The sequence below is a fragment of the Comamonas sp. FUJ_7 genome (assembly GCF_057369555.1).
Genome location: NZ_JBXXZI010000002.1, coordinates 39437 through 52143, shown reverse-complemented (window position 1 = coordinate 52143; position 12707 = coordinate 39437). Strand labels below are relative to the sequence as shown.

Here is a 12707-nt window from a genome sequence, read left to right as displayed (position 1 = left end):
ATACACAGCCCATGAGCAGACAACTCTGGCGAAAAGCCCGCAGTTATCCCGAGGCACAAGACATTTAGGCTGGGAATAATCAGATTGTTTTATTCAAGCCTTGGAGTTCTGTCTCATGAGCCCTGTCGCATCCACAGCTGTAGCCCTGCCGCGCACCAAAAATAAAACGCTTGCTACCTGGCTGACCTTGATTGGCGGGCCTCTCGGACTCCACCGCTTCTACCTGCATGGCTTTGGTGACTGGATAGGCTGGCTGCTTCCGGTTCCCACCGCCTTAGGCTTCTACGGCATGGAGCGTGTACAACAATTGGGACAAGATGACAGAGTGAGCTGGATTTTGATCCCTCTGCTCGGCTTTTGCATCGCTGGTTGTGCATTGAGAGCCGTCCTCTACGGCCTGACTGACTCCGACACCTGGAACCGCCGATTCAATCCAAGTCACAGCACAGATGCAGCAGCCGGCCACAGCCAATGGAGCACCATTATTGGTATTGCGTTGTCATTGATGCTTGGAGCCACAGTGCTCATGGCCAGCCTAGCCTACAGCTTTCAGCACTACTTTGAATATCAGGTGGAAGAAGCGCGAAAAATATCGCAGTAAGGCTTCGAACACTCCATCAAATTTGCTTCAATAAGATTTCTTTTGTAAGTAAAAGTCTAATTTTTAAAGAATACGCCTTGAATTGCGTCCCACCTACAACACAGATCCCACAATGGCCCACTGAAAAGCATCTCTTACAACGAGCGCACTACAAATGCACTTGGACACTTGTGCTCCGTTGCTGTAACTGCCTGACGAGGTTTTATGTCTACACCTACCGACAAGTATGTCAAACCAGAAATGCACGGCCACAGTACTTTTCCTGCAGCCACCAGCCTTGTAGGCGTCTATGGTGAGCAACTTTTTCGCATACTTGAGCAAACCAGCAGTGGCTATATCGTGCTGGACTCGCAAAATCGCGCTCAGCGATGGAACGATGGCTACTTGCAGCTCTTTCCATGGCTGGCACCTGCGCTCAAGGTCGGGGCACCGCTGATCACTACTTTGCAGGCTGCCGCAGCAAGCGCTCCTGCAGCGTCCATTCAGACTCTCAGTCATATTGCAGAAAACCACCACTCGCTGATTACCCGAAAGCAAGCGTCCATCAAGCTTCTCTTGCCGAGTGGACGCAAAGTCAGCCTCTCCGCACACGCACTCTCTGCCAGCTACACAGTGCTCGCTTGCAAAGAGCTACTGGATGCAGAGGACTCAGGAGAAGGCCTCGCTTTCTTCGACACCTTGACCAACTTGCCCAACCGAAGACTGCTGCTCGACCGCCTGTCTCAAGCCATGATCCAGTCCGAGCGAACAGGCTGGCGTGGTGCTCTGCTGACCATTGACATGCAGGCAACGGGAGCCCAAAGCAAAGATTTCCTCAGAGAGAGTCAAGCCCATTTGGCACAACTCATTTCACAGCGCCTGCTTAGTTGCGTTCGCGCCTGCGACACGGTTGCACGACTGGATAAGCAGCATTTTGTGATCATGGTTTCGGACTTGTCACCTGACATTGAACTCACAAACCTTCTGGTCGAGCGCCTCGGTGAACGCCTTCAAGAGAGCCTCAATGCTTATTACCAAGTCGACGATAGAAACGTGACGCTGGAAGCCAACATCGGCGCTACCTTATTCGGCCCACATTCGCGCTCAGCAACCGAATTGCTGCAGCAGGCAGAGATGGCCATGTATCGACTGAGAGATGGAGAGCCTCGAGGATTGCACTTCTTCGACCCCAAACAGCAAATCCAGACACCTGATCGCAATCGCATGGAGCTGGACCTGCGAGAAGCTCTGAGACTAGGGCAGTTCGAGCTGCACTATCAGCCTCAGTACTCTACGCGAGGGGACATCAGTAGCCTTGAGGCTTTGCTGCGCTGGCGCCACCCTAGCCGCGGACTTGTGCCACCGAGCATTTTTCTCTCTATTGCAGAAGAGACTGACATCATTGTCCCGCTAGGCCACTGGACCGTTCAGACCGCCTGTGAACAACTAGCGAAATGGGAAGCAGACCCTCTGCTTTGCAACCACCCCATTTGCGTCAATATCAGTACCAAGCAGCTGCAGCAGCCTGATTTTGCCGAGCAAGTAGAAGGCATCATCACTCATACAGGCATCAATCCCGCTTTTCTCTGGCTGGAGATGTCCACCCGCAGCTTGAGCACAATGAGTGTTGCAGCATCTCGCTCGCTGACGCGTCTCAGCGCCTTGGGCGTACGCCTTTCGATCGATGATTTCGGCGGATCTTGCAGCACACCGGAAATACTGCGCCAGTTGCCTCTGCAGCAAATCAAATTGGCCCATTCTTTAGTGCAACGCCTTGGACCCAATAACTCCAGTGAAGCAGCTATACAGGTAGCCATTACCATGGCAGCCCAGCAACAGATAGCCGTAGTGGGAGCTGGCGTGGAAACTTTGGAGCAACGAGCTCTGCTCGCACAGCATGGCTGCAATCATTTCATGGGCTATCTGTTCAATGCCCCAGTTCCCGCCGACCAGCTCAAATCGCTGCTGCAAAAACCTGCGCTCTTTGCTCCGCAAAAGCACGTTGCCTAAGAAAGATCTGCCCATAAAAAAGGCTTCGCAATGCGAAGCCTTTTGCCATCTAGCCCTTTTTTGAAAAGGGCTACGTGCTATCAATACAGTTGCAGACTCACCCAGTATGCAATCGAAGCGACAAAAGCACTTGCAGGGATGGTCAGAATCCAGGCCCAGACAATATTGCCAGCAACCCCCCAGCGCACGGCACTGGCACGTTGCGTGGAACCTACGCCCACAATCGCACCGGTGATCGTGTGCGTCGTCGACACAGGGATACCGAGGAAAGTCGCCAAAAACAAGGTCATAGCACCACCGGTTTCGGCACAGAAGCCACCAACAGGTTTGAGCTTGGTAATCTTCTGCCCCATGGTCTTCACGATGCGCCAGCCACCAAACATGGTGCCCAGACCAATCGCCAAATAGCAGCTGACAATAGTCCACAGAGGAGGCTCTGCATCACCTGCACTGGTGTAGCCCGTTGCGATCAGCAGCAGCCAGATGATACCGATGGTCTTTTGCGCATCATTACCACCGTGTCCCAGGCTGTAGGCACCCGCGGATACCAGCTGTAGACGGCGAAACCATTTATCTACCCGGTTGGGGCTGGTACGGCGAAAAATCCAGGCCACTACAACCATCATCAACGACCCCAGCACAAAGCCCAGCACTGGCGACACAAAAATGAAGGCCACAGTCTTCCAGATACCGCTCGCAATCAGCGCGCCAGCACCTGCCTTGGCAATCACAGCGCCCACAATGCCGCCAATCAGGGCATGCGAAGAGCTGCTTGGAATGCCATAAATCCAAGTAATCACGTTCCAGACGATGGCGCCTACCAAAGCGCCGAACACCACGTGCGTATCCACAATCCCTGGCTGCACAATGCCTTTACCGACCGTTGCGGCCACGCTGAGGTGGAACACAAAGACCGCAATGACGTTAAAGAATGCAGCAAACGCCACAGCCTGAGTTGGCTTAAGGACGCCCGTGGACACCACGGTGGCAATCGAATTGGCAGCATCGTGAAAGCCGTTCATAAAATCGAACAGCAAAGCAAGAGCCACCAGCAAAATCACAACCCAAAGGGCTGCCTGTACCGGTTCCATGATCGGACTCCAGCGAGAATTAGGAATTCTCGAGGACGATGCCCTCGATCAGATTCGCAACGTCTTCGCAGCGGTCCGTGATGGTTTCCAGCAGCTCGTAGATGGCCTTGAGCTTGATCACTTCACGCACATCGGGCTCTTCACGGAACAGCTTGCTCATGGCAGCGCGCATCACGCGGTCAGCATCGCTTTCCAGGCGATCGATTTCGTCACAGGTCTTGCTGGCTGCTTCAACGATAGAAGGATCCGACAGGCGGTCCAGCAGCTTCACGGCATCACGCACACGCTCACAGCAGCGCACGCACAAATCGGTCAGACGCGTGATTTCCTCTGTCATATGACGCACGTCATACAACGCCATGGTCTCTGCCGAATCCTGAATCAGGTCCGCAACATCATCCATGGTGTTGATCAGCGAGTGAATATGCTCACGATCCAAAGGTGTGATGAACGTCTGATGCAGCAACTTGCTGACGTCATGCGTCACGCGGTCTGCCGCACGCTCGGCGTTATCCACATCAGCGTTGTATTTTTCGCGCAGATGGGGGTCGTTATAGTTTGCAACGAGTTGCGAGAAGGCGTGAGCTGCTTCAACAATGCGGTCTGCATGTTGATTGAACATCTCGAAAAAATTACCTTCGCGCGGCAATAGCTTGCCAAACAGCATGAATGCTCCTTACCGGGGAAAAGAAACCAGGCGACTCACTGCAAAAAAGTGCATGGTTCCCGGCTTAAACGGGGCGAAGTTTACTCTTGAGTCATTGTGCGTTTCTGCGCGTCTTCAAGACACCCCTCCCAAGACCACGAAAAATAAAAAACACAACCCTCTGCATGCTAATAAGCGCTAGAGCTATTGCCTCGCGATTCGTATAGAAATGGCGGAAATTTTATGTAGTCTTGCCTGCACATGCCAAGCAAACCGCCCTCATTGCTTCACGCGGATAAGTTCTAAAAATTTCTTTTTGCAATATACAAATTACAAAAAAACATAAAAAAGAATAAAAAGGAATTAAAAAAAACCAATTAAAACATTTAAAACTGACTTAAAAACGTCATATTTTTGTCACTTTTAATGTTTCAGGGGAATTTTTTCGCTGCAACAGAGGGCACAACAAGCACTCCAACTCCTCGCTCGGCCCTGTCCAGCGCTGAATATGCACCTGCTTTTACTCTCCCAGATAGGCTGCGCGCACACGAGGGTCACTCAACAAGTCCTGGCCCAAGCCAGTCATCGTAATGATGCCGGACTCCATGACGTAGCCACGATCTGCCAGCGCCAGGGCACGACTGGCGTTTTGCTCCACCAGCACCATGGTCACCCCCAGAGCATAGACATCGCTGACCACTTCAAAGATTTTGTCCACCATGATGGGAGACAAACCCATCGAAGGCTCATCCAGCAACAGCACTTTGGGCTGGCTCATCAGAGCACGGGCCATGGCTAGCATTTGCTGCTCGCCTCCCGACATGGTTCCAGCCAGTTGATCCTTGCGCTCCTTTAGTCGCGGAAAGATGCCAAACATCCGCTCAACATCCGCCTGAATACCCGCTTTGTCATTGCGCGTGTAAGCCCCCATGAGCAAGTTCTCGGTAATGGTCATGCGCGCAAATACACCGCGCCCCTCAGGAACCATGACCAAGCCATCGGCCACCAAGTCCCAGGCTCCCTTGCTCTTGATGCTTTTACCCTGGTAGAAGATGTCGCCATCACTCATAGGCAAGCCGCGCGTGACTGCCTTCATCGTCGTGGTCTTGCCTGCACCGTTGGAGCCAATCAGCGAGACCAACTCCCCTTCTCGCACCACAAAATCCACGCCTTTGACGGCTTGAATTCCGCCGTAGGCCACTTTCAGTCCTTTGACCTCCAGCAAGATCTTGCCTTCAGCCCTGCTGGCACGGGGATGCTCCTGTACTTGCTCCTGCATCTTCAGTGCCCTCCTGTGCCCAGATAGGCCTCAATCACTTTTTCATTCTTCTGCACCTCGGCTGGCGTACCTTCGGCAATGGGCTTGCCGTAATCCAGCACCGTGACACGATCGCACAGTCCCATCACCAGTTTCACATCATGCTCAATCAGCAAGATGGTGCGGTGGTCGTTGCGAATACGGTCGATCAACTCACGCAACTGGACTTTTTCTGTCGCATTCATGCCTGCTGCAGGTTCGTCCAGAGCGATCAATTGAGGATCGGTCGCCAGCGCTCGGGCAATTTCCAGACGCCGCTGATCGCCATAGGACAGCGTACGCGCCCTGAAATCGGCGTATTTCCCTATACCCACATAGTCAAGCAGTTCACGTGCTCGCGCACGAATGGCGGCCTCTTCATTCTTGAAGGTCCTGGTGCGAAAGACTGCGCCAATCAGACCCGAGTGCGTGCGCACATGGCGACCCACCATGACATTCTCCAGCGCCGTCATTTCGGCAAACAGGCGAATGTTCTGGAAGGTGCGTGCAATACCAGCCTTGGCCACCTTGTGCACGCCAGTTGGCTCATAGGGCTTACCTGCCAGCTCAAACTTGCCGGTATCGGGGGTGTACAGCCCTGTAATCACATTGAAGAAGGTCGTCTTGCCTGCGCCATTGGGGCCAATCAAACCGTAAACCTGGCCGCGCTCAATTGTCATATTCACGCTAGACAATGCCTGCAGTCCGCCAAAGCGCTTGGAAATATCCGAGACCTGAAGAACGGTGGAAGTCATGCTCTCTGCCATATCAGCTCACATTCCTTTTCTTCTCGTCATCAGGACGGGGTATTGAGGCTCTTGCCATGCTCTGGCGTGGGCCACAGGCCACGCGGGCGCATCAGCATGATGACAATCATGGCCAGCGCAATCAGTAACTGACGCAGGATGGAGGCATCCAGCCGCCCGCCTGTCATCTCTTGCAGCGGGCCCGCCACATAGCGCAGCACTTCAGGCAGAGCTGACAACAGCACAGCCCCCAAAATCACGCCAGGGATATGCCCCAGGCCGCCAAGCACCACCATGGCCACGATCATCACGGACTCCATGAGGCTAAAGGACTCCGGTGACACAAAGCCCTGGAATGCTCCAAACATGGCGCCTGCCACACCACCAAACGAAGCGCCCATGCCAAAAGCCAGCAGCTTCATATTGCGCACATTGATGCCCATGGCCTTGGCGGCAATTTCATCTTCACGAATCGCCATCCAGGCGCGGCCAATACGCGAATCCTGCAAGCGGTAGCAAATCAGCACCGTCACCAGCACCAGCACCAGAAACAGGTAGTAGTACAGCGTGACTGAAGCCACATCGAACCCGAAGATTTCCTGGCGCTTTGCCAGATCCAGGCCAAAAACCTTCACGGAATCAATTTGCCCAATCCCTTTGGGTCCATTGGTGATGTTGACCGGCTGATCCAGGTTGTTCATGAAGATGCGAATGATCTCGCCAAAGCCGAGCGTCACAATGGCCAGATAGTCTCCCCGCAACTTGAGCACGGGAATGCCCAGCAACACTCCCGTACAAGCAGCCAGCAGCATGCCCAGCGGAATCACCAGCCAGATAGAGGTGTGCAGCCCGTTAGGAAACATGGCTGCAAAGCCTTCGAAGGTCTCTGCCAAGTGGGGCGAGGCCATGAGCGCAAACATATACGCTCCCACTGCATAGAAGGCCACATAGCCCAGATCCAGCAGACCGGCATAGCCCACCACGATATTCAGACCCAGCGCCAGCATCACATACAGCAGTGCCAAGTCTGCAATACGCACCCAAGCATTGCCAAAGTACTGCAGGATGAGCGGCAGTACCAACAGGCCAATGCCGCCCAGAACCCAAGGAAGTATCTTGTTGTTTTTCATGGGTAGTCCTCAAGCACGGTCCGCCACACGTTCACCCAACAGACCTGAAGGGCGCAGCGTCAGGATGATGATGAGCACGATGAAGGCAAAGATATCGGTGTACTGGCTGCCCAGAACACCTCCCGTCAGCTCGCCGATGTAACCCGAGCCAATCGACTCGATCAGCCCTAGCAGCAGGCCTCCGACAACGGCTCCGGCCAAGTTGCCAATGCCTCCGAACACTGCCGCCGTAAAGGCTTTAAGCCCCGGCAAAAAACCCATGGTGTGATGTGCAGTGCCATAGTTAGAGGCATACAGAATGCCAGCAATGGCTGCCAAAATGGCACCGATGATGAAGGTGGCGGAAATCACCATATCCGGCCTGACCCCCATCAGCGCAGCCACGCGCGGGTTCTCTGCCGTGGCTCGCATGGCACGGCCCAGCTTGGTGTAGTTAACCAGATACATCAGCACCGCCAAGGCGATCGCCGTCACCACCAGCACCAGAATTTGTGTGGGCGTAATCACCGCCGAGCCGATTTCATAAGGCGTGCTTGGCAGTAGCGTGGGATAAGCCTTGTAGTTGGGCTTCCAGATAATCATGGCCAGCGTCTGCAGCAAGATGGAGACGCCGATAGCGGTAATCAGAGGTGCCAGTCGCGGGCTGCTGCGCAGCGGCCGATAAGCCACTTTCTCAATGACAAAATTCAATGAGGCAGCCACCACGCAGGCAATCACGGCGGCTATCAGCAGCATGAGCCAGCCGGGCAAATAAGGCATGGCTTCCTGCATCAGCCCTATACAGCTCCAGCTGGTCAAAGCCCCCACCATCAGCACTTCGCCATGCGCAAAGTTGATCAGCTGAATGATGCCGTACACCATGGTGTAGCCCAAGGCTATCAAAGCGTACATGCTGCCCAGAACCAGACCATTGATGATCTGCTGCAGCAAGATATCCATAAGCGCGACTCCTTCTCTCGACCCAAGATGGAGACACTGCAAGCCTCTCATCCCGAACGACGGAGCCAGCGATGCCATGGTTCCTCTGATGCCGTCTGCCACTTTGTGGGTGGCTTGCCGCAAAAAAGTGAATCGATTCTAGAAAGCAGTCGTCAGCGCTCAGGGCCGGGGTTTCCCGTGCGCATCACAAAATACTGCGGCCCTCACCCTGCTGCAGTAGCTCAAGTCCAATAAATACAGGCACTTAAGTTACGCATCGCTTTTCAAGCACGTAAAAACGCATGCCAATGCGGCAAAGGGTGCAGGCCACAACAAGTGCCCGCCGCGCAACATCCGGGCAAGTCGCGCTTTACAAATGGCCCTCTTCACCTTCCTGGGCACGAGCCTCGTCATTGAGCGCCTTGAGCTCCGCCAGCTTCTGACCAATCTTGATTTCCAGCCCACGCGGCACGGGCTGGTAGAAGCCGGGCTCTTCCATGCCCTCAGGCAAATAGCGCTCCCCTGCGGCAAAGCCGCCTTCCTCGCTGTGCGCGTAACGGTAATCGCGGCCATAGTCCAGCTGCTTCATCAACTTTGTTGGCGCGTTGCGCAGATGCAAAGGCACAGGTCTTGTCGTATCGCTCTTCACAAAGGCCTTGGCCTTGTTGTAGGCCATGTAGCCCGCATTACTCTTGGGGGCGACTGCCAGATAGATCACGGCTTGCGCCAGCGCCAGCTCGCCTTCCGGGCTTCCCAGCCGCTCATAAGTGGCCGCAGCGTCGTTGCACATCTGCATGGCTCGGGGGTCGGCCAGGCCGATGTCCTCCCAGGCCATGCGCACAATGCGGCGCGCCAGGTAACGCGGATCGGCCCCACCGTCGAGCATGCGGCAAAACCAGTACAGCGCCGCATCGGGGTCTGAGCCACGCACCGACTTATGCAGCGCGCTGATGGTGTCGTAGAACTGCTCGCCCCCCTTGTCATAGCGGCGCATGCGCTCGCCCAGCACCTTGAGCAGCCAGCCATCGGTAATGCTTTCCACCCCCGCCTGCTCGGCCGTGATGGACAGGGTCTCCAGCGTATTGAGCAAGCGGCGCGCATCGCCATCGGCATAGGCAATCAGGCGTTCCAGCGCTTCATCTTCTATAGCTGGAACCGCTTGAATCGCCTGGGCTTTCGCCACTATTTGCTTTAAATCTTCCGTCGTCAGGCTTTGCAGCACATAGACGGCTGCACGCGAGAGCAAGGCAGAGTTGACCTCGAATGAGGGATTCTCCGTCGTCGCGCCAATGAAGGTGAAGAGTCCGCTTTCCACATGCGGCAAGAACGCATCCTGCTGGCTTTTATTGAAGCGGTGCACCTCATCCACAAACACGATGGTGCGCTGCTGCATCAGGCCATCACGGGCCGCCTGGGCTTGCTCCACCGCCTCACGAATATCTTTGACACCGCCCAGCACGGCGCTGATGGAAATGAACTGCGCGTCAAAGGCATCAGCCATCAGTCGTGCAATCGTGGTCTTGCCCACGCCCGGAGGGCCCCAAAGAATGCAGCTGTGTGGCCGACCTGACTCAAAGGCCAGCCGCAAGGGCATGCCCTCTCCCAGCACATGCTGCTGTCCAATGACCTCGGCCAGCGTACGCGGGCGCAGACGCTCGGCCAGCGGTTGATGGGAAGAAGCTGAAGATTGGGTGTTGTTGTGCTTGACCATGACCCCTCAAGTATCCAATGCCTGAGCCCGCATGGTGGACTCAATGCATACAGCAGCACAACTCAGCGCTGCCTGAGCCGCATGTACAGACTCACTTTAAACCCTGCGTAGCTATCAGAATTTCGCATAAGAGAGAATAGCGTTTCAACGGATTAACTCTCTCCATTGGCGAGGCCACCCCTCTTCTTCATGGAAATACTGCCTTTTCAGCCTGCCAAAAGCCAGGCCAGGCAGCGCGTTTAGATTCATTGCCTGTCGCCTCATCGGCTTCGCGCAGTGCTTGTGACTGATTCGGCCACCACCATCAGCCAGAAATCAATCGAAAGCATCCGCAACTTTCCTTGGTTCCCAACCGCTTCTGCGGCGTGCAATCTCCGCACGCCAGAGCTAACGCGTATGAAAAAACTCAAGACCTGGGACATTTTTGCCCTTGGCTTCATGACCTTCGCCCTGTTTCTCGGAGCAGGCAACATCATCTTCCCACCCATGGTGGGCATGGCCGCCGGCGAAAACCTGTTCGGTGCCTCCATTGGCTTTTTGCTGACCGGCGTAGGCCTGCCACTACTCGGTGTTGTGGCGCTCGCCCGTGTAGGCGGCGGTCTGGACACCTTGACCAGCCCCATGGGCCGCATCGCCGGTGTCGTGCTGGCCGTGGCAATTTACCTGACCATCGGCCCGCTGTTCGCGACGCCGCGTACCGCCACCGTGTCTTTCGAGATGGGTCTGGCGCCGTTTGTCGGCAACACGCCCGGCATGCTTCTGGCCTTTACTGTCACCTACTTTGTACTGGTCGCGCTGCTCTCCCTGTTCCCCGGCAAGCTCATGGACAACGTGGGCAAGATCATCACCCCCGTGTTGATTCTGGCGCTGGTGGTGCTTGGAGGTGCAGCCGTGCTGGCCCCCGTGGATGGCTACAGCACCAGCACTGCGGCTTACGCGACTCAGGCCGCCGCTTTTTCAGAGGGCTTTTTGCAGGGCTACCAGACCATGGATGCCCTGGCCTCTCTGGTTTTCGGCCTGGTTATCGTCAATGCCATCAAGGCTGCGGGCATTACCGACAGCAAGCTGCACACCCGCTACTGCATCTATGCCGGCGTCATTGCTGCAACCTGCCTGGGTCTGGTCTACGTTTCGCTGATGTATCTGGGCGCAACCAATAGTCATCTGGCAGCCAATGCCACAACTGGCGTCCAAATCCTCACGGCCTTTGTGCAGCAGACCTTCGGCCCTGCAGGCATGTGGCTGCTGTCAGTGGTCATCATGCTGGCCTGTCTGACCACCGGCGTGGGCCTGATCACGGCCTGCAGCGCGTTCTTCAGCAACCTGACCGGCATCTCTTATCGCACCATGGTCATCGGTCTGTCGATTTTCAGCGCAGCCGTGGCCAATCAAGGGCTGGCCCAGTTGATTGCTGTGGCTGTGCCGGTTCTGGTGGGTTTGTACCCTCTGGCCATTGCGCTGATTGCCCTGAGCCTTCTGCGCCGCTGGAACACTCCTTCGCGTGTCTACATCCCCGTGATGCTGACCGCACTGGTCTTTGGCCTGTTTGACGCAGCCAAGGCCGCCAAGTTGGATGCTCTGGTGCCCGCCTGGCTGGACAGCCTGCCCGGTGCCGCCCTGGGCATGGGCTGGATCTCCCCTGTCATTTGCGTGCTGGTGATTACAGGTTTGCTGGACCTTGCTTCCAACCGCAAGCCAGTACAAGCCAGTGCGAATCGCGCCTGATTGCCAAACCAATTCCACCCCAAACATCAAAAGCGTAGCTAGCTGCGCTTTACCCATCTGGGCTAGAGCCGAATTTCACCTATAAAAAAGGCCTGCAGATTTTGCCTGCAGGCCTTTTTATGAATGAATGGAATCAGCGCTTCGGACAGCGCAACTCTTATTGCTTGAGCACATCTGCGCCCTTGGGGGCGGTGAACTGAAAAGTCGAGGCTGGCAGCGAAGCCTGCGTCTGCAAGGACTTGAATTTCATCAGCGAATGCTGGCCAAAGCTGTCCTCAATACTCAGCGCCGCCAGTTGTCCTTCGGGTGTAAAACCTACGCGCACGCTCTTGAGCTGACCGCCTTTTTGCTTGGGCGATGCCATCACCCACTCCAGCCCATCGGCATCAGGCTCGGCACTCAGATCAAAGTCGGCTTTCAAGGCCTTCAGATCTGTAGCGGACGTCAAAATGGCCGCTGGCGTACTGCCCAAGGCCTGGGCCTGTGCACGCTCCGTCACCTGATTCAGGTCGGCGTCATACAGCCACAGCGTCTTGCCATCGGCGACGATGAGCTGCTCAAAAGGCTTGGTGTAGTTGAACTTGAATTTGCCCGGGCGCTGAAACTCGAAGCTTCCGCTGGAAACCTTGCTGCGCGCTTCCTGTCCCGCCTTGGGGGGGGAAGTCACCGTCTGCGTGAATTCGGCCTTGCCTGCACGCGTGTTCGTCATGAAGGACTCAAGGCTTTTTAGGCCATCAGCCAAAGCAGCACCTGCGCTACCAGCTATCAAAATTGCAGTAATCAATTTCTTCATAGAAGCTCTCCAAAAGTACCCCGGTGCCAGAGACACCGAGCAAGAGCCGCCTCACTGCGA

The 12707-nt window shown here is 55.5% G+C and carries 11 protein-coding genes; 3 read left to right on the top strand and 8 right to left on the bottom strand.

Features of this window, described 5'->3' with window-relative positions; genetic code table 11:
* The first annotated feature begins 115 nt into the window (after positions 1 to 115).
* Together AC2I9W_RS03995 and AC2I9W_RS03990 are read left to right on the top strand one after the other, a co-directional pair.
* Positions 116 to 601 (top strand): TM2 domain-containing protein, encoded by a 486-nt coding sequence (locus AC2I9W_RS03995; RefSeq protein ID WP_486408755.1) that lies wholly within the window; start codon positions 116 to 118, stop codon positions 599 to 601.
* A gap of 444 nt (positions 602 to 1045) precedes the next feature.
* Positions 1046 to 2590, top strand: a complete 1545-nt coding sequence (locus tag AC2I9W_RS03990; RefSeq protein WP_486408754.1) for a putative bifunctional diguanylate cyclase/phosphodiesterase — start codon at positions 1046 to 1048, stop codon at positions 2588 to 2590.
* Positions 2591 to 2670: 80 nt separating this feature from the next.
* Here AC2I9W_RS03990 and AC2I9W_RS03985 read toward each other — a convergent pair whose 3' ends face one another.
* From AC2I9W_RS03985 to AC2I9W_RS03955, 7 genes are all read right to left on the bottom strand, one after another.
* The gene (locus AC2I9W_RS03985) at positions 2671 to 3681 is read right to left on the bottom strand and encodes an inorganic phosphate transporter (protein ID WP_486408753.1); all 1011 of its coding nucleotides are present in this window, start codon (positions 3679 to 3681) and stop codon (positions 2671 to 2673) included.
* Between the two features lie 19 nt (positions 3682 to 3700).
* Positions 3701 to 4348 (bottom strand): DUF47 domain-containing protein, encoded by a 648-nt coding sequence (locus AC2I9W_RS03980; RefSeq protein WP_158389947.1) that lies wholly within the window; start codon positions 4346 to 4348, stop codon positions 3701 to 3703.
* Between the two features lie 499 nt (positions 4349 to 4847).
* On the bottom strand, positions 4848 to 5606 hold the full coding sequence (locus tag AC2I9W_RS03975) for an ABC transporter ATP-binding protein (protein WP_486408752.1): 759 nt from the start codon (positions 5604 to 5606) through the stop codon (positions 4848 to 4850).
* A 2-nt stretch (positions 5607 to 5608) separates the two neighbouring features.
* Positions 5609 to 6391 (bottom strand): ABC transporter ATP-binding protein, encoded by a 783-nt coding sequence (locus AC2I9W_RS03970; protein ID WP_486408751.1) that lies wholly within the window; start codon positions 6389 to 6391, stop codon positions 5609 to 5611.
* 29 nt (positions 6392 to 6420) lie between these two features.
* On the bottom strand, positions 6421 to 7500 hold the full coding sequence (locus tag AC2I9W_RS03965) for an ABC transporter permease subunit (protein ID WP_486408750.1): 1080 nt from the start codon (positions 7498 to 7500) through the stop codon (positions 6421 to 6423).
* Positions 7501 to 7509: 9 nt separating this feature from the next.
* Entirely contained in the window at positions 7510 to 8439 is a 930-nt protein-coding gene (locus tag AC2I9W_RS03960; protein WP_486408749.1) for a branched-chain amino acid ABC transporter permease, read from the bottom strand.
* A 349-nt stretch (positions 8440 to 8788) separates the two neighbouring features.
* Positions 8789 to 10129, bottom strand: coding sequence for a replication-associated recombination protein A (locus tag AC2I9W_RS03955; protein ID WP_486408748.1), 1341 nt, complete (start codon positions 10127 to 10129; stop codon positions 8789 to 8791).
* A 396-nt stretch (positions 10130 to 10525) separates the two neighbouring features.
* Between AC2I9W_RS03955 and brnQ the strand changes: the two genes are divergently transcribed.
* Positions 10526 to 11854, top strand: a complete 1329-nt coding sequence (brnQ, locus tag AC2I9W_RS03950; protein ID WP_486408747.1) for a branched-chain amino acid transport system II carrier protein — start codon at positions 10526 to 10528, stop codon at positions 11852 to 11854.
* A gap of 157 nt (positions 11855 to 12011) precedes the next feature.
* Here the strand turns inward: brnQ and lolA are convergent, their stop codons facing one another.
* On the bottom strand, positions 12012 to 12647 hold the full coding sequence (gene lolA, locus AC2I9W_RS03945; protein ID WP_486408746.1) for an outer membrane lipoprotein periplasmic chaperone LolA: 636 nt from the start codon (positions 12645 to 12647) through the stop codon (positions 12012 to 12014).
* Positions 12648 to 12707 lie beyond the last annotated feature (60 nt).

Bases quoted from the DNA above. Each gene is read 5' to 3' on its own strand.
- AC2I9W_RS03995 (WP_486408755.1), top strand. From the start codon at position 116: ATGAGCCCTGTCGCATCCACAGCTGTAGCCCTGCCGCGCACCAAAAAT.
- AC2I9W_RS03985 (WP_486408753.1), bottom strand. From the start codon at position 3,681: ATGGAACCGGTACAGGCAGCCCTTTGGGTTGTGATTTTGCTGGTGGCT.
- AC2I9W_RS03980 (WP_158389947.1), bottom strand. From the start codon at position 4,348: ATGCTGTTTGGCAAGCTATTGCCGCGCGAAGGTAATTTTTTCGAGATG.
- AC2I9W_RS03975 (WP_486408752.1), bottom strand. From the start codon at position 5,606: ATGCAGGAGCAAGTACAGGAGCATCCCCGTGCCAGCAGGGCTGAAGGC.
- AC2I9W_RS03970 (WP_486408751.1), bottom strand. From the start codon at position 6,391: ATGGCAGAGAGCATGACTTCCACCGTTCTTCAGGTCTCGGATATTTCC.
- AC2I9W_RS03965 (WP_486408750.1), bottom strand. From the start codon at position 7,500: ATGAAAAACAACAAGATACTTCCTTGGGTTCTGGGCGGCATTGGCCTG.
- AC2I9W_RS03960 (WP_486408749.1), bottom strand. From the start codon at position 8,439: ATGGATATCTTGCTGCAGCAGATCATCAATGGTCTGGTTCTGGGCAGC.
- AC2I9W_RS03955 (WP_486408748.1), bottom strand. From the start codon at position 10,129: ATGGTCAAGCACAACAACACCCAATCTTCAGCTTCTTCCCATCAACCG.
- brnQ (WP_486408747.1), top strand. From the start codon at position 10,526: ATGAAAAAACTCAAGACCTGGGACATTTTTGCCCTTGGCTTCATGACC.
- lolA (WP_486408746.1), bottom strand. From the start codon at position 12,647: ATGAAGAAATTGATTACTGCAATTTTGATAGCTGGTAGCGCAGGTGCT.